The sequence below is a fragment of the Thermus sp. genome (assembly GCF_039793865.1).
In the GTDB taxonomy this organism is placed as follows: domain Bacteria; phylum Deinococcota; class Deinococci; order Deinococcales; family Thermaceae; genus Thermus.
Genome location: NZ_JBAMMI010000046.1, coordinates 1 through 13,509, shown reverse-complemented (window position 1 = coordinate 13,509; position 13,509 = coordinate 1). Strand labels below are relative to the sequence as shown.

Annotated in this window: 19 protein-coding genes and 1 tRNA gene; 8 read left to right on the top strand and 12 right to left on the bottom strand. The window is 69.0% G+C overall.

What is annotated here, in order from left to right; translation table 11 throughout:
- Both ABJK26_RS04530 and ABJK26_RS04525 read left to right on the top strand, forming a co-directional pair.
- A complete protein-coding gene (locus ABJK26_RS04530) occupies positions 1-888 on the top strand; it encodes a biotin--[acetyl-CoA-carboxylase] ligase (RefSeq protein WP_347241057.1) in 888 nt (295 codons plus the stop codon).
- Between the two features lie 47 nt (positions 889-935).
- Positions 936-1,361: a DUF2203 domain-containing protein gene (locus tag ABJK26_RS04525; RefSeq protein WP_347241056.1), complete on the top strand. Its 426-nt coding sequence runs from the start codon at positions 936-938 to the stop codon at positions 1,359-1,361.
- Here the strand turns inward: ABJK26_RS04525 and ABJK26_RS04520 are convergent.
- Positions 1,312-1,704 (bottom strand): metallopeptidase family protein, encoded by a 393-nt coding sequence (locus ABJK26_RS04520; protein ID WP_347241055.1) that lies wholly within the window; start codon positions 1,702-1,704, stop codon positions 1,312-1,314. The genes ABJK26_RS04525 and ABJK26_RS04520 overlap by 50 nt on opposite strands.
- On the bottom strand, positions 1,701-2,114 hold the full coding sequence (locus ABJK26_RS04515; RefSeq protein ID WP_347241054.1) for a 23S rRNA (pseudouridine(1915)-N(3))-methyltransferase RlmH: 414 nt from the start codon (positions 2,112-2,114) through the stop codon (positions 1,701-1,703). Before ABJK26_RS04515 ends, ABJK26_RS04520 begins: the two co-directional genes overlap by 4 nt.
- A gap of 136 nt (positions 2,115-2,250) precedes the next feature.
- On the opposite strand from ABJK26_RS04515, the gene ABJK26_RS04510 reads away from it, so the two are divergent.
- The 6 genes from ABJK26_RS04510 to lpdA are packed head-to-tail and all read left to right on the top strand — an operon-like array spanning position 2,251 to position 7,537.
- The gene (locus tag ABJK26_RS04510) at positions 2,251-3,354 is read left to right on the top strand and encodes a thiamine pyrophosphate-dependent dehydrogenase E1 component subunit alpha (protein WP_347241053.1); all 1,104 of its coding nucleotides are present in this window, start codon (positions 2,251-2,253) and stop codon (positions 3,352-3,354) included.
- 9 nt (positions 3,355-3,363) lie between these two features.
- Positions 3,364-4,338: an alpha-ketoacid dehydrogenase subunit beta gene (locus tag ABJK26_RS04505; RefSeq protein ID WP_347241051.1), complete on the top strand. Its 975-nt coding sequence runs from the start codon at positions 3,364-3,366 to the stop codon at positions 4,336-4,338.
- Between the two features lie 14 nt (positions 4,339-4,352).
- On the top strand, positions 4,353-4,550 hold the full coding sequence (locus ABJK26_RS04500; protein WP_347241050.1) for a type II toxin-antitoxin system HicB family antitoxin: 198 nt from the start codon (positions 4,353-4,355) through the stop codon (positions 4,548-4,550).
- Between the two features lie 2 nt (positions 4,551-4,552).
- On the top strand, positions 4,553-4,771 hold the full coding sequence (locus ABJK26_RS04495) for a type II toxin-antitoxin system HicA family toxin (protein ID WP_347241049.1): 219 nt from the start codon (positions 4,553-4,555) through the stop codon (positions 4,769-4,771).
- Between the two features lie 8 nt (positions 4,772-4,779).
- Positions 4,780-6,141 (top strand): dihydrolipoamide acetyltransferase family protein, encoded by a 1,362-nt coding sequence (locus ABJK26_RS04490; protein ID WP_347241048.1) that lies wholly within the window; start codon positions 4,780-4,782, stop codon positions 6,139-6,141.
- Positions 6,142-6,151: 10 nt separating this feature from the next.
- Positions 6,152-7,537 carry a dihydrolipoyl dehydrogenase gene (lpdA, locus tag ABJK26_RS04485; RefSeq protein WP_347241047.1) on the top strand — a complete coding sequence of 462 codons (1,386 nt, stop codon included), beginning with the start codon at positions 6,152-6,154 and terminating at the stop codon, positions 7,535-7,537.
- A gap of 41 nt (positions 7,538-7,578) precedes the next feature.
- Here lpdA and ABJK26_RS04480 read toward each other — a convergent pair whose 3' ends face one another.
- The 10 genes from ABJK26_RS04480 to ABJK26_RS04435 all read right to left on the bottom strand — a co-directional run bounded on the left by ABJK26_RS04480 (position 7,579) and on the right by ABJK26_RS04435 (position 13,448).
- Positions 7,579-8,448, bottom strand: a complete 870-nt coding sequence (locus tag ABJK26_RS04480; RefSeq protein ID WP_347241046.1) for an NAD(P)-dependent oxidoreductase — start codon at positions 8,446-8,448, stop codon at positions 7,579-7,581.
- 9 nt (positions 8,449-8,457) lie between these two features.
- A complete protein-coding gene (locus tag ABJK26_RS04475) occupies positions 8,458-8,805 on the bottom strand; it encodes a DUF3054 domain-containing protein (RefSeq protein ID WP_347241045.1) in 348 nt (115 codons plus the stop codon).
- Positions 8,802-9,773 carry a lipoyl synthase gene (gene lipA / locus ABJK26_RS04470; RefSeq protein WP_347241044.1) on the bottom strand — a complete coding sequence of 324 codons (972 nt, stop codon included), beginning with the start codon at positions 9,771-9,773 and terminating at the stop codon, positions 8,802-8,804. Before lipA ends, ABJK26_RS04475 begins: the two co-directional genes overlap by 4 nt.
- Complete coding sequence (lipB, locus tag ABJK26_RS04465; protein WP_347241042.1) at positions 9,757-10,416, bottom strand: lipoyl(octanoyl) transferase LipB; 660 nt, start codon at positions 10,414-10,416, stop codon at positions 9,757-9,759. Before lipB ends, lipA begins: the two co-directional genes overlap by 17 nt.
- Positions 10,417-10,471: 55 nt before the next feature.
- The gene (locus ABJK26_RS04460; RefSeq protein ID WP_347241041.1) at positions 10,472-11,296 is read right to left on the bottom strand and encodes an SDR family NAD(P)-dependent oxidoreductase; all 825 of its coding nucleotides are present in this window, start codon (positions 11,294-11,296) and stop codon (positions 10,472-10,474) included.
- A gap of 150 nt (positions 11,297-11,446) precedes the next feature.
- Complete coding sequence (gene rplI / locus ABJK26_RS04455; RefSeq protein WP_347241040.1) at positions 11,447-11,890, bottom strand: 50S ribosomal protein L9; 444 nt, start codon at positions 11,888-11,890, stop codon at positions 11,447-11,449.
- Positions 11,891-11,900: 10 nt separating this feature from the next.
- Positions 11,901-12,167: a 30S ribosomal protein S18 gene (gene rpsR, locus ABJK26_RS04450; RefSeq protein ID WP_347241039.1), complete on the bottom strand. Its 267-nt coding sequence runs from the start codon at positions 12,165-12,167 to the stop codon at positions 11,901-11,903.
- Entirely contained in the window at positions 12,164-12,958 is a 795-nt protein-coding gene (locus ABJK26_RS04445; RefSeq protein ID WP_347241038.1) for a single-stranded DNA-binding protein, read from the bottom strand. Before ABJK26_RS04445 ends, rpsR begins: the two co-directional genes overlap by 4 nt.
- 9 nt (positions 12,959-12,967) lie before the next feature.
- Positions 12,968-13,273, bottom strand: a complete 306-nt coding sequence (gene rpsF / locus ABJK26_RS04440; protein WP_347241079.1) for a 30S ribosomal protein S6 — start codon at positions 13,271-13,273, stop codon at positions 12,968-12,970.
- Between the two features lie 99 nt (positions 13,274-13,372).
- Positions 13,373-13,448: transfer RNA gene (locus ABJK26_RS04435), tRNA-Asn, on the bottom strand.
- Between the last annotated feature and the right edge of the window lie 61 nt (positions 13,449-13,509).

The window sequence follows — 13,509 nt, the reverse complement described above, 5'->3', positions numbered from 1 at the left end:
ATGCCCAGGCTTTTGGACCTCCTCACGGAGTCCTGGCAAAGCGGCGAGGCCCTGGCGAGGGCCCTCGGGGTGAGCCGGGCCGCCGTCTCCAAGGAGGCGCGGAGGCTTTTGACGGAGGGCTACCCCGTGGAGGTCTCCCGCCAGGGCTACCGCATCCTCCCCGGGACCCCCCTCCCCCACCTCTTCCGACCCCCGGGGCGCTTAGGGAGGCCCTACCGCTACCTGGGCCGGGTGGGGAGCACCCAGGACGTCCTGAGGGCCTGGGCGGAAGAAGGGGCCCCCGAGGGGGCTCTGGTCCTCGCCGAGGGGCAAGAAAGGGGGCGGGGCCGCCGGGGAAGGCCCTGGGAGAGCCGTCCCGGGGCGAGCCTCACCTTCTCCCTCCTCCTTAGGCCCCACCTCCCCCTCCCCTCCTTAAGCCTCCTCCCCCTCCTCGCGGGCCTCGCCCTCCGGGAAGCCGTGGGGGTGGGGGGGCTCAAGTGGCCCAACGACCTCCTCACCGAAGACGGGAGGAAGCTCGCCGGGGTGCTCCTGGAGGCCAAGGCCGAGGGGGAGGAGGTGAGCTACGCCCTCCTCGGCGTGGGGGTGAACGTGGCCTGGGCCCCGGAAGGGGCGGCCTTCCTAGGGGAGTTCGTCCCCCTCTCCCGGCGGGAGGTGCTGGAGGGGTTCCTCCTGAGGCTGGAGGCCCTCCTCCCCCTCCTGCAAACCCCCGAGGCCCTCCTGGAGCGCTACCGAAAGGCCTCCTGCACCCTGGGCCGAAGGGTGCGGGTGCGCACCCCAAGGGGGGTGGTGGAGGGCCCCGCCGAGGAGGTGCTTCCCGACGGGAGCCTCCTGGTGGGGGGGGTGCGGGTGGGGGCGGGGGAGGTGGAGCTCCTGCCCCTTCTTGAGTGAGCTGGGCTTAGATTTTCCTCAGCGCCTCTGCTAGGATGAGGGTGGGTATGTTCGCGCGGATCTTCACCAAGGAAGAGGCCGATGCCCTCCTTCCCGAAGTCAGGCGGGTGCTGGCGGAGATGCGCCAGGCCCGGGAGGAGCTTAAGGAGGCGCAGAGGCGCCTTCCCGAGGCCCGGGGGCTTGAGCGAAGGGCCCTCGAGGAGGAGGCCCGCTTCCTCCTCGGCACCCTCGAGGCCGATGCCCGCTACCTGGCCTCCCTGGGGGTCCTCCTCAAGGACCTGGACCGGGGCCTGGTGGACTTCCCCGGCCGGGTAGGGGGCGAGGTGGTCTTCCTCTGCTGGCAGGAGGGGGAGCCCGAGGTGGCCCACTACCACCCCCTCTCCGGGGGCTTCGCGGAGAGGAGGCCCCTCTATGGGGAAGGCCCTACCCTTCCCCCGGAGGCCCGCCCCGGCGAAAGGCGGCCAGGCGCCTGAGGTCCTCCCGTACTAGGTCGTCCCGCCCCGCCAGGGACTCCAGGTGGTGCCTGAGCTCGTGGAGGAGGGTCTCCCACACCTCGGCCTCCCAGTCCAACCCCTCCCCCGCCACCTTTTGGAAAGAGCCGTAGTAGAGGGCGATGTGCCGCCCCAGGCCCTCAAACCCCCCGAAGGCCGAGGGTGGCCCGGGGTCCAGGTACTCCCCGAGGCGCCAGACGCCCTCAAGCCCCGGCTCCGGCCTGGCCTCGGGGAAGACGTGCACCCCCTGGAGGCCCCTTTTGAAGTCCTCGGGGATCTCCTCCCAAAGCCTCTCCACCAGCTTCACGAAGGCCTCGTAGGTCATGGCCGGTGGTAGGGGTGGCCCGCCCTCAGGGTGAGGACCCGGTAGAGCTGCTCCATGAGGACCAGGAGGGCGAGCTCGTGCTGGAGGGTTAGGGGGGAGAGGGAAAGGAGGAGGTCCGCCTCCTCCCGCACCGCCTCCGGGTGCCCCTCCGCTCCCCCCACCAAAAAGGCCACCCGCTCCCCCTCCAAGGAAAGGAGCCTCCGGTAGAGCTCCTCGGTGGTCAAAAGCTTCCCCCGCTCGTCCAGGACCACCTTCCGGTGCCCTCCCGCCTTGGGGAGGAGTTCCTTTTCCTCCCGCACGAAAACCAGCTCCAGGGGGGCGTACCTCTGGATGCGCTTCCTGTACTCCTCCACCCCGAGCCGGGCGTAGGCCAGCCGGGGCCTGCCCACCGCCACCACCCTAAGGCGCACAGGCCCATGCTATCGCGGAAGGGGTATACTCGGGGCGAAGGGAAAGTGGGATCCAGCCCCACCCCCGAAAAGGAGGCCCGAGGCCCTTACCCAGGGCGGGCTTCCCGGCGCCACAAGCGCCAAGAAGGAGGGCGTCATGGTCAAGGAAACCCATCGGTTCCGACCCTTCACCGAGGAGCCCATAAGGCTCATCGGGGAGGAAGGGGAGTGGCTCGGGGACTTCCCCTTGGACCTCGAGGAGGCCAAGCTAAGGAGGCTCTACCGGGACATGCTGGCGGCCCGGATGCTGGACGAGCGCTACACCATCCTCATCCGCACGGGCAAGACCAGCTTCATCGCCCCCGCCGCGGGGCACGAGGCCGCCCAGGTGGCCATCGCCCACGCCATAAGGCCGGGCTTTGACTGGGTCTTCCCCTACTACCGCGACCACGGCCTGGCCCTGGCCCTGGGGATCCCCCTCAAGGAGCTCTTCGGCCAGATGCTCGCCACCCAGGCCGACCCCAACAAGGGCCGCCAGATGCCCGAGCACCCCGGCTCCAAGCGCCTCAACTACTTCACCGTGGCGAGCCCCATCGCCTCCCACGTGCCCCCGGCCGCGGGGGCCGCCATCAGCATGAAACTCCTCCGCACGGGGCAGGTGGCGGTCTGCACCTTCGGGGACGGGGCCACCAGCGAAGGGGACTGGTACGCCGGGATCAACTTCGCCGCCGTGCAGGGCGCACCCGCGGTCTTCATCGCCGAGAACAACTTCTACGCCATCAGCGTGGACTACCGCCGCCAGACCCACAGCCCCACCCTCGCCGACAAGGCCCGCGCCTTCGGCATCCCCGGCTACCTGGTGGACGGGATGGACGTGCTGGCGAGCTACTACGTGGTCAAGGAGGCGGTGGAGCGGGCCAGGATGGGGGAAGGGCCGAGCCTCTTGGAGCTACGGGTCTACCGCTACGGCCCCCACTCCTCCGCCGACGACGACAGCCGCTACCGGCCCAAGGAGGAGGTGGAGGCCTGGCGGAAGAAGGACCCCATCCCCCGCTTCCGCCGCTTCCTCGAGGCCAGGGGCCTCTGGAACGAGGAGTGGGAGGAGGACCTCAAGGCGGAGATCCGGGCCGAGCTGGAACGGGGCCTCAAGGAGGCGGAGGAGGCCGGGCCCGTGCCCCCCGAGTGGATGTTTGACGATGTCCTCGCCGAGAAGCCCTGGCACCTCCTTCGCCAGGAGGCCCTTCTCAGGGAGGAGCTCTAGGGGGTGGGTATGGCCCTCATGACCATGGTGCAGGCCCTGAACCGGGCCCTGGACGAGGAGATGGCCAAAGACCCCAAGGTGGTGGTCCTGGGGGAGGACGTGGGAAAGCGGGGCGGGGTCTTCTTGGTCACCGAGGGGCTCCTCCAGAAGTACGGCCCCGACCGGGTCCTGGACACCCCCCTCTCCGAGGCGGCCATCATCGGGGCCGCCCTGGGCATGGCCGTCCACGGCCTGAGGCCCGTGGCCGAGATCCAGTTCGCCGACTACGTCTTCCCGGGCTTTGACCAGCTCGCAAGCCAGGTGGCCAAGCTCCGCTACCGCTCGGGGGGCCAGTTCGCCGCCCCCTTGGTGGTGCGGATGCCCTCAGGGGGCGGGGTTAAGGGCGGGCACCACCACTCCCAAAGCCCCGAGGCCCACTTCGTCCACACCGCCGGGCTCAAGGTGGTGGCCGTCTCCACCCCCTACGACGCCAAGGGGCTTTTGAAGGCGGCCATCCGCGATGAGGACCCCGTGGTCTTCCTGGAGCCCAAGAGGCTCTACCGCTCGGTGAAGGAGGAGGTGCCCGAGGAGGACTACACCCTTCCCATCGGCAAGGCGGCCCTAAGGCGCGAGGGGAAGGACCTCACCCTCATCGGCTACGGCGCCGTGATGCCCGAGGTCTTGCAGGCGTCGGAGGAACTGGAGAAGGCCGGGGTCTCCGCCGAGGTCCTGGACCTAAGGAGCCTCATGCCCTGGGACCACGAGGCGGTGATGAACTCCGTGGCCAAGACGGGGAGGGTGGTCCTGGTGGCCGACGCCCCCCAGCACGCGAGCTTCATCAGCGAGGTGGCGGCCACCATCGCCGAGGACATCCTGGACACCCTCCTCGCCCCGCCCCTCCGGGTGGCGGGGTTCGACACCCCCTACCCCTACGCCCAGGACAAGCTCTACCTGCCCACCGTCACCCGCATCCTGAACGCCGCCAAGCGGGCGCTAGACTACTAACAAAAGGGGGCTGTATGCGCCTAAAGGTGGTTCTGGAAAAAAGCGAAGAAGGAGGATATACCGTTTACGTACCCGCCCTTCCCGGTTGCATCAGCGAGGGGGACACTCTGGAAGAAGCTTTGGCCAACATTCGCGAGGCTATAGCCCTCTACCTGGAGCCCATAGAGGAGGAACTCCCGGAGGACGCCGAGCTGGCCGAGGTAGAAGTTTGAAGGTGCCCTCCTTGTCCTACAAGCGGGTGGTCAGGGCGCCGGAAAGGGCAGGTTTTCAAGTGGTGCGCCAACGGGGAAGCCATATCCGGATGGAGAAACGGCTGGGGGAAAAACGGATCATCGTCATTGTGCCCGCGCATACCCCCATCAAACGCTCCACCCTGGCCCACATCCTTAAGGATGCTCAGCTTCCCCTCGAGCAGTTTTTAGATTTGATCTAGGGAGAGCTATGCCCAAGGAAATCCTCATGCCCGAGCTCGCGGAAAGCGTGGTGGAAGGCGAGATCCTGAAGTGGCTGGTAGAGGAGGGGGACTACCTCAAGAAGGACCAGCCCTTCGTGGAGGTCATGACCGACAAGGTCACGGTGGAGCTACCCTCGCCCTACGAGGGGGTGCTCCTGAAAAAGCTCGCCAAGGAGGGGGAGGTGGTGAAGGTCCACGCCCCCATCGCCCTCCTCGCCGAGCCTGGCGAGGCGGTAGAGGGCGCGAAGGAGGCCCCCCCGGTGCAGGCGGTGGAGGAGCGCTCCATCGTGGAGCCGGGCCTGCCCGCGAAGGAGGAGAAGGAGGACCTCTCCCTCTTCAAGCCAGACCCCACCCAGGTAGCGGTGAAAAACCCCTTCCTCTCCGGGGAAAAGCCCCAGGAGGGGGCGAGGCCGGGACGGGTCCTGGCGGTGCCCGCCGCCCGGAAGCTCGCCCGGGAGCTCGGGATCCCCATTGAGGAGGTGCCGGGCTCGGGGCCCTTGGGGAGGGTCCGGGTGGAGGACGTGCGGGCCTACGCCGAGCGGAGGAAGGCCCCACCCGCCCCCGCCGAGGCCACCCGGGAGCCCGAGGCGCCGGCCCCCGGCTTCCCGCCCCCGCCCCGGTACGCCCCGCCCAAGGGGTACGAGGCCCTGGAGGAGCGGGTGCCCCTTAGGGGCATCCGCCGCAGCATCGCCCAGGGGCTTTGGCAGAGCCACCTCTACACCGTGCGCACCCTGAACGTGGACGAGGCGGACCTCACGGAGCTCGTGGCCCTTAGGGAACGGCTCAAGCCCGAGGCCGAGGCCCAGGGGGTCAGGCTCACCTACCTGCCCTTCATCGTCAAGGCGGTGGTGCGGGCCCTGAAGAAGTTCCCCATGCTGAACACCAGCCTGGACGAGGAGAGGCAGGAAATCGTCTACAAGCGCTACTACCACATCGGCCTCGCCGTGGCCACGGAAAGGGGCCTCATCGTGCCCGTGCTGAAGGACGCCGACCGGAAGAGCGTCTTGGAGCTCGCCCAGGAGATCGCCGAGCTCTCCCAAAAGGCCCGGGAAGGCCGCCTCGCCCCGGAGGAGGTCTCGGGCTCCACCTTCACCATCACCAACATCGGCTCCGTGGGGGCCACCTTGAGCTTCCCCATCATCCACCTCCCGGACGCGGCCATCCTCGGGGTGCACTCCATAAGGAAGCGCCCCTGGGTCATGCCGGATGGCTCCATAAGGGCGCGGGACATCATGTTCCTCTCCCTCTCCTTTGACCACCGGCTGGTGGACGGGGCCGAGGCGGCCATGTTCACCCGGGAGGTCATAAGGCTCCTGGAAAACCCCGACCTGCTCCTTCTGGAAATGTAGGATGACGCCTATGAAGACCTACGACCTCATCGTGATCGGCACCGGCCCGGGCGGCTACCACGCCGCCATCAGGGCCGCCCAGCTCGGCCTCAGGGTGCTGGCCGTGGAGGCGGGCGAGGTGGGGGGAGTCTGCCTCAACGTGGGCTGCATCCCCACCAAGGCCCTCCTCCACGCCGCCGAGACCCTCCACCACCTGAAGGTGGCCGAGGGCTTCGGCCTGAAGGCCAAGCCCGAGCTGGACCTGAAGAAGCTCGGCGCCTGGCGGGACCAGGTGGTGAAAAAGCTCACCGGGGGCGTGGGCACCCTCCTCAAGGGGAACGGGGTGGAACTCGTGCGGGGCTTCGCCCGCTTGGCGGGCCCAAAGGAGGTGGAGGTGGGGGGCGAGCGCTACGGGGCGAAAAGCCTGATCCTCGCCACGGGAAGCGAGCCCATAGAGCTCAAGGGCTTCCCCTTCGGCGAGGACGTCTGGGACTCCACCCGGGCCCTGAAGGTGGAGGAGGGGGTCCCGAAGAGGCTTCTCGTCATCGGGGGCGGGGCGGTGGGGCTGGAGCTCGGCCAGGTCTACCGCCGCCTGGGCGCGGAGGTCACCCTCATTGAGTACATGGCGGAGATCCTCCCCCAAGGGGACCCCGAGACCGCGGGCCTCCTCAGGCGCGCCCTGGAGAAGGAGGGGATAAGGGTCCGCACCCGGACCAAGGCGGTGGGCTACGAGAAGAAAGGGGACGGGCTCCACGTGCGCCTCGAGCCCGCCGAGGGGGGCGAGCCGGAGACCCTGGTGGTGGACAAGGTCCTGGTGGCCGTGGGCCGCAGGCCCCGCACGGAGGGCCTCGGCCTGGAAAGGGCCGGGGTCCAGGTGGACGAGAAGGGCTTCGTCCGGGTGAACCGGAAGATGGAGACCACCGCCCCCGGGGTCTACGCCATCGGCGACGTGGCCCGCCCCCCCCTCCTCGCCCACAAGGCCATGAAGGAGGGCCTGGTGGCGGCGGAGAACGCCGCGGGCAGGGACAGCGCCTTTGACTACCAGGTCCCGAGCGTGGTCTACACCTCCCCCGAGTGGGCCGGGGTGGGCCTCACCGAGGAGGAGGCGAGGCGGGCGGGCTACAAGGTGAAGGTGGGGAAGTTTCCCCTCGCCGCCTCGGGGCGGGCCCTCACCCTGGGCGGGGCCGAGGGGATGGTCAAGGTGGTGGGGGACGAGGAAACCGACCTCCTCCTCGGGGTCTTCCTCGTAGGCCCCCAGGCGGGGGAGCTCATCGCCGAGGCCGCCCTGGCCCTGGAGATGGGGGCCACGCTCACCGACCTCGCCCTCACCGTCCACCCCCACCCCACCCTCTCCGAAACCCTCATGGAGGCGGCGGAGGCCTTCCACAAGCAGGCCATCCACATCCTGAACCGCTAACCCGGGGTCCCCATCCCGGCCTAAGCCGGGATGGGGTAGGTTTAGCGGATCTCCGCCCCGCCCCAGCGCTCCAAAAGCCTCAGGGCCTCCACGTGGTCCGCATCCGGGCCCAGCTCCCGCTTGGCCATTTCATACACCTCCCGGGCGAGGCGGAGGAGGGGGCTTGGGGCCCTCTCCCCGTCCAAAACCCCCATGGCGATGCCCAGGTCCTTCACCAGAAGGCCCAGGGCGAAGGTCTTGGGGAAGGCACGGGTGAGGACCCTCTGGGGGATGAGGTTCTCCGTGGCGTTGGAGCGGCCCGAGGAGGCGTTGATGACCTCGAGGGCCCTCTCCGCCGAAACCCCCTGCTTCACCAGGGCCAAAAGCCCCTCCCCCGCCGCCCAGAGGTTCACGGCGAGGAGGGCGTTGTTGATGGCCTTCACCGCGTGCCCCGCCCCCACGGGGCCCACGTGGACCACCTTCTCGGCGTAGGCGAGAAAGGGCCTGACCCGCTCCACCGCCTCCTCCGGGCCCCCCAGCATCACCGTGAGGGTGCCCGCCTCGGCCCCCGAGGTGCCCCCGGAGACGGGGGCGTCCAGGTAGGTGACGCCCTTCTCCTTCAGGCGCTCGGCGAGCCTCCGGCTCGCCTCGGGCTCCCCGCTCGTGGCGTCCACCCAGTAGGTGCCCTCCCGGAGGTGGGGCAGGAGGGCCTCGGCCACCTGGGAAACCTCCTTGGTGGTGGGGAGGCAGGTGAAGACCACCCGGGCCTCGGCCACCCGCTCCAAGGGCACGGCCTCGGAGCCGAACTCCTCTTGGTGCCTTAGGGCCTTGGCGAAGGTCCGGTTCCAGACCAGGGTGGGAAAGCGCCGCGCCAGGTGCCCCGCCATGGGGTAGCCCATGGCCCCAAGACCGAGGAAGGCTACCTTTTCCATGCCTCCTTTTTACCAGAGGCGAAAGGCCTTGGCGAGGCCCCTTAGGAGAAGGAGGAAAAGGAGGCTGAAGCCCATGGCCACCCCCAAAAAGACGAAAAACCCCGCCCCGAAGCTCCCGCCCAGGGCCATCTGCCGAAGCCATAGCCCCGCGGGGAAGGCGAAGAGCCAGGTGAGGAGGAGGTTTTTCCAGGTGGGGCGGCGGTAGGTGCCGAGGAAGGGGCTCAGGAGGAGCCAGACGAAGAGGACGGGGAGTACGTTCCGGGCGAGCCCCGCAAGGCTCAGGGGCTGGCCGTGGGAAAGGAGCCCCGCCCCGGCGAAGAGGAGGAGGGCGAGGAGGTCCGGGAGGAAAAGCCTCATCTTTGGGTTGCCTCCAGGAAGACCCGGTCCGCCCGGTAGGAGCTCCGCACCAAGGGCCCGGCGAAGACCTCCCTAAAGCCCAGCTCGTACCCCCAGGCCGCGTACTTCTGGAAGTCCTCCGGGGGAACGTAGCGGGCCACGGGGAGGTGGGCGGGGGTGGGCCTCAGGTACTGGCCCAGGGTGAGGATGTCCACCCCGGCCTCCCGCAGGTCCCGCATGGCCTCGAGGATCTCCTCCTCCGCCTCCCCCAGGCCCAGCATGAGGCTGCTCTTGGTGAGGATATCCGGCCGCACCCTCTTGGCGTGGGCGAGGACCCTCAGGGTCTGCTCGTACCCCGCCCGGGGGTCGCGGACCTTGGGGGTGAGGCGGCGCACCGTCTCCAGGTTCTGGGCGTAGACCTCGGGGTTCGCGGCGAGGACCGTCTCCACCGCCTTAAGGTCCCCCTGGAAGTCGGGGGTCAGGGCCTCCACCAAGACCCCGGGGGCCTTCTCCTTGATGGCCCGGATGGTGGCGGCGAAGTGGGAGGCGCCGCCATCCTCTAGGTCATCCCGGTCCACGCTGGTCAAGACCACGTACCGCACCCCCATGCGGGCGATGGCCTCGGCCACCCGCCTGGGCTCCTCCGGGTCCACGAGGCCCTGGGGGTTTCCGGTGTGGACGGCGCAGAACTTGCAGGCCCGGGTGCAGATGTCCCCCAGGAGCATCACCGTGAGGGTGCCGTGGGTCCAGCACTCCCCGATGTTGGGGCAAAGGGCCTCCTGGCAGACGGTGTGGAGCCTAAGCTCCTGCACCATCCCCTTCAGGGCCTGGTATCTGGGGCCGTTGGGCAAAGGGGCCTTGATCCAGGCGGGCTTGTTCCGGTCCACGGGCTCGGGCCGGGCCTGGGCCAGGCCCCGCTTCACCACCTTGAGCTCAATGACCTCCCCCGTGGGGGAGAGGAGCTCCACCGTCTCAAACTTGGGCTTCATGGGCACTCCCCTCTACGGGCCTAAGGCCGAAGACCTCGGCGAAGGCCCGCACCACCCGGTCCTTGACCTCCTCCATGGGGACCTTCCGGCCAAGAAGCTTCTCCAAGGAGGTAACCCCCTTCCCCTTGAGGCCGCAGGGGACGATGACGGAGAAGTCGTTGAGGTCGGTGTTCACGTTCAGGGCGAAGCCGTGGAAGCTCACCCCCTCCTTCACCGCCACGCCGATGGCGCAGAGCTTGTCCTCCCCCACCCAGACCCCGGCGTAGCCCGGGGTGGGGTAGGCGGAAATCCCGTAACCCGCCGCCACCCGGACGATGGCCTCCTCAATCTGCCTCAGGAAGCGGCGCACCTCCCGCCCCACGGGGAAGATGGGGTAGCCCACGAGCTGCCCAGGGCCGTGGTAGGTCACGTCCCCGCCCCGCTCCACCCAGTAGAGCTCAAAGCCCTGCTCCCGGTACCAGCTCTCGGGGAAGAGCAGGTTCTCCCCCGTGGCCTTGCGGCCCAGGGTGATGACCCTGGGGTGCTCCAGGAGGAGGAGGGTAGGAGGGCGGCTTCCCGCCACCACCTCCCGGTGCACCCGCTTCTGGTAGGCCCAGGCTTCCCCGTAGGGAAGAAGACCGAGGTCCTCCACCAGGAACTCCACGCCCTAAGGATACGCCCCCGAAGCCTCCCTGTCCAAAGGCGAGGGCACAAAGGCCCTAGGTGAGGAACCGGGCCACGAGCCGGTCCCGCAAGGGGGCGGGAAGAAGCCTGAGGAGGAGGGTCTCCCGGGCCCTGGCGGGATGGGCCACCAGGTAGCGGGCCTTTGGCCTAGGCTCGGTGAGGGCCCGGTAGACCGCCTCCGCCACCCGCTTTGGGGGAAGGCCCCTCTTGGCGCTCCTCTCCGCCAAGCGCCGGGCCACCTCCAGGTAGCGACCGTAGACCCCCTCGGTCCCGGGGGGCGGGGGTTCCAGGTAGCCCTCGGCCCGCCGCAAGGAGCGCTCCCAGATGGGGGTGGCCACGGAGCCGGGCTCTACCAGGGCCACCCTGACCCCGAAGGGGAGGAGCTCCACCCGGAGGGCATCCGGCAGGGCCTCGAGGGCGAACTTGCTCGCGGAATAGGGCTCCATAAGGGGAAGGGCGAGGAGGCCGGAGACCGAGCCCATGAGGACCACCCGCCCCCGGGAGGCCCTAAGGAGGGGGAGGAAGGCCTTCACCGCGGCGAAGGTGCCCAGGACGTTCACCTCCAAGGCCTCCCGGAAGGCCGGGACCGGCACGAGCTCCAAGGGCCCCGCCACGGCGATGCCGGCGTTGGCCACCAGGCCAAAAAGGCCCTCCCCCTCCAGGCGCTCCCGGGCCCGGAGGAGGTCCTCCTCCCGGGTCACGTCCAGAAGGAGGGGCGCCACCCCCTCTCGGGCCAGGCGCGCCGCGTCCTCCTCCCGGCGCACGCCCCCGTAGACCCGGTACCCCTTAGCCGCGAGGAGCCGGGCCGTGGCCAGGCCGATGCCGCTCCCCGCCCCCGTGACCAGGACCGCCCTTCCCATTGGGGCCCAGTTTACCCCCTGGGGTGCTCCCAGCTTGAACGGGAACCTCGCTGCCCTAAAGCCCCTTTCCCAGGCCGGCCCTACGTTTTATGAGAGGGAAGGAAAACGCCCCGCCCGAGGAGGGCGGGGAGCGGCCTGCCGGGTCCCTTCCTACTGGGCCACCACGCTCACCTTGAGCTGGATGGGCACCTCGGGGTGGGGCTTGTAGGGCACCACGTACTCCCCAAGCTCCTTGATGGGCTTGGCCAGCTGGAGGCGCTTGGGGTCAAGGGTGATGCCGTGCTGGCGGGAAAGCGCCTCGGCGATGTCCTTGGCGGTGACGGAGCCGTAGATCTTGTTCTCCCCCGCCCGCACCGGGATGGTGAGGGTGAGGTTCTCCAGGATCTCCTTGAGGCGCTCGGCCTCGGCCTTCCTTTCCGCCAGGCGCTTGGCCTGGGCGCGGATCCGGGCCTCCATGGCCCGCATGTTGCTCTCGGTGGCCAAGACCGCGAGGCCCCGGGGCAGGAGGTAGTTCCTGGCGTAGCCCGGCTTCACGTCCACCACCTGGCCCACGTCGCCCAGGTTCTCCAGGGGTTCTAGCAGGATGACCTTCACCGTTCACCCCCTACTTGCGCACCAGCTTCTCCGTGAAGGGCAGAAGCCCCAGGATCCTGGCCCGCTTGATGGTCTTGGCCAGGATGCGCTGCTCCTTGGCGGAAAGCCCCGTGCGGCGGCGGGGAAGGATCTTCCCCGTCTCCGACAGGAACCGCTTGAGCACCTCCACGTTCCGGTAGTCCCTCAGGTCAAACTCCCCCAGGGTGGCCTTCACCTTGGCCCTCCTGGAGGGGCGCTTCTGCGCCTCCTTCTTGGGTTTGGCCTCTTTCGCGCTCAAAACGGCAAATCCTCCTCCGGCGGGAAGTCCTCTAGCCCTTCTTCTATGTCCACCCCACCCGTCTGGACAGGTTGGGGCCTGCTTCCGCCGGCTTGGGCAGGCCCACGGGTGGGTCGCTCCAGCCTGAGGGCTTCCACGCGGGTCTGGAAGCGCCTCTCCCCGCTGGAGCTCGTCCAGGAGTCGCTCACCAAACGGCCGATGACCAAAAGCCCGTCGCCCTTCCTGAGCTCCCCGGCCCACTCGGCAAGGTCCCTCCAGGCCTGAACCTCTATGAAGTGGGTTTTCCCCTCCCCCGTGCGGGAGCGGCGCTCCTTCACCGCGAGGCCGAGCCGCACCACCGCCGTCCCCTGAGGGGTGTAGCGGAGGTCGGGGTCGCGGGTGAGCTTGCCCATGAGGAGAACCTGGTTCAGGGCCCGGCGGAGCCTGGGCTGGCCCTTGGCGTCCTCGAGGGTCTCCCGCCCCCGGGCCTCCAAGGGGTCAATGAACTCCCCCCGCACCTGGAGCTCGCTCCGCTTCTCCCCGTCCTTCTCCCACTGGCGGTACTCCAGCCGCCCCTCGACGAAGAGGGGCTGGCCCTTCTCCAGGACATCCCCCCACATCTCCGCCTGGCGGCCCAGGAGGCGCACCCGGTGGTACCAGGGCACCTCCTTCTCCTGGCCAGACTCGTCGGTGAGGAGGTCCTGGCCCGCGAGGCTAAGGTCCAATACGGCCAGTCCCCCCTGGGTGTAGCGCATGTCCGGGCGGGCGGTAAGGGTGCCGATGAGGAATACTTGGTTCAGGCCTCTTGCCATGAGAACAGTCTACGCCTTGGAGAGGAAGGGCTCGGCGGCCTTGACCACCATCACCCGGCGCACGTTGTCGCGGATGCGAAGCTCCCGGGCCAGGTCGTTCACCCGGTCCTCGGGCATCTCCACCTGGTAGAAGAGGAAGTAGCCTTGGGCGTCCTTGGCGATGGGGTAGGCCAGGCGGCGCATCCCCCACTCCTCCACCTTCCCCACCCTGGCCCCGTGGGCCTCGAGGGCCTTGGCGATGATCTCCTTCTCCAAGGCGAGCTGGGTCTGGTCCAGGTTGGGGTTCAGGACGATATTCACCTCGTACTTGCGCATCTCCACCTCCCTTCCGGGCCCGGCAGGCCGCACGAGGGAAGATTATACCCCCTTTCCTGGTCAAAGAAAAGACCCGAGGGGCCCCTAGGGGCCCCCGCCTGGCTCCGCGGGCAGGACTCGAACCTGCGACCAACCGGTTAACAGCCGGCCGCTCTACCTGCTGAGCTACCGCGGACCGACCGCAGAGAGCACTATACCAGAGGGCCCAGAAGGCGTCAAGAAACCCCGGGCTTGCC

What these genes read in the sequence shown, in the direction of transcription:
- ABJK26_RS04530 (WP_347241057.1), top strand. Translation starts at nt 1, where the DNA reads ATGCCCAGGCTTTTGGACCTCCTCACGGAGTCCTGGCAAAGCGGCGAG.
- ABJK26_RS04525 (WP_347241056.1), top strand. Translation starts at nt 936, where the DNA reads ATGTTCGCGCGGATCTTCACCAAGGAAGAGGCCGATGCCCTCCTTCCC.
- ABJK26_RS04520 (WP_347241055.1), bottom strand. Translation starts at nt 1,704, where the DNA reads ATGACCTACGAGGCCTTCGTGAAGCTGGTGGAGAGGCTTTGGGAGGAG.
- ABJK26_RS04510 (WP_347241053.1), top strand. Translation starts at nt 2,251, where the DNA reads ATGGTCAAGGAAACCCATCGGTTCCGACCCTTCACCGAGGAGCCCATA.
- ABJK26_RS04505 (WP_347241051.1), top strand. Translation starts at nt 3,364, where the DNA reads ATGGCCCTCATGACCATGGTGCAGGCCCTGAACCGGGCCCTGGACGAG.
- ABJK26_RS04500 (WP_347241050.1), top strand. Translation starts at nt 4,353, where the DNA reads ATGCGCCTAAAGGTGGTTCTGGAAAAAAGCGAAGAAGGAGGATATACC.
- ABJK26_RS04490 (WP_347241048.1), top strand. Translation starts at nt 4,780, where the DNA reads ATGCCCAAGGAAATCCTCATGCCCGAGCTCGCGGAAAGCGTGGTGGAA.
- lpdA (WP_347241047.1), top strand. Translation starts at nt 6,152, where the DNA reads ATGAAGACCTACGACCTCATCGTGATCGGCACCGGCCCGGGCGGCTAC.
- ABJK26_RS04480 (WP_347241046.1), bottom strand. Translation starts at nt 8,448, where the DNA reads ATGGAAAAGGTAGCCTTCCTCGGTCTTGGGGCCATGGGCTACCCCATG.
- ABJK26_RS04475 (WP_347241045.1), bottom strand. Translation starts at nt 8,805, where the DNA reads ATGAGGCTTTTCCTCCCGGACCTCCTCGCCCTCCTCCTCTTCGCCGGG.
- lipA (WP_347241044.1), bottom strand. Translation starts at nt 9,773, where the DNA reads ATGAAGCCCAAGTTTGAGACGGTGGAGCTCCTCTCCCCCACGGGGGAG.
- ABJK26_RS04460 (WP_347241041.1), bottom strand. Translation starts at nt 11,296, where the DNA reads ATGGGAAGGGCGGTCCTGGTCACGGGGGCGGGGAGCGGCATCGGCCTG.
- ABJK26_RS04445 (WP_347241038.1), bottom strand. Translation starts at nt 12,958, where the DNA reads ATGGCAAGAGGCCTGAACCAAGTATTCCTCATCGGCACCCTTACCGCC.
- rpsF (WP_347241079.1), bottom strand. Translation starts at nt 13,273, where the DNA reads ATGCGCAAGTACGAGGTGAATATCGTCCTGAACCCCAACCTGGACCAG.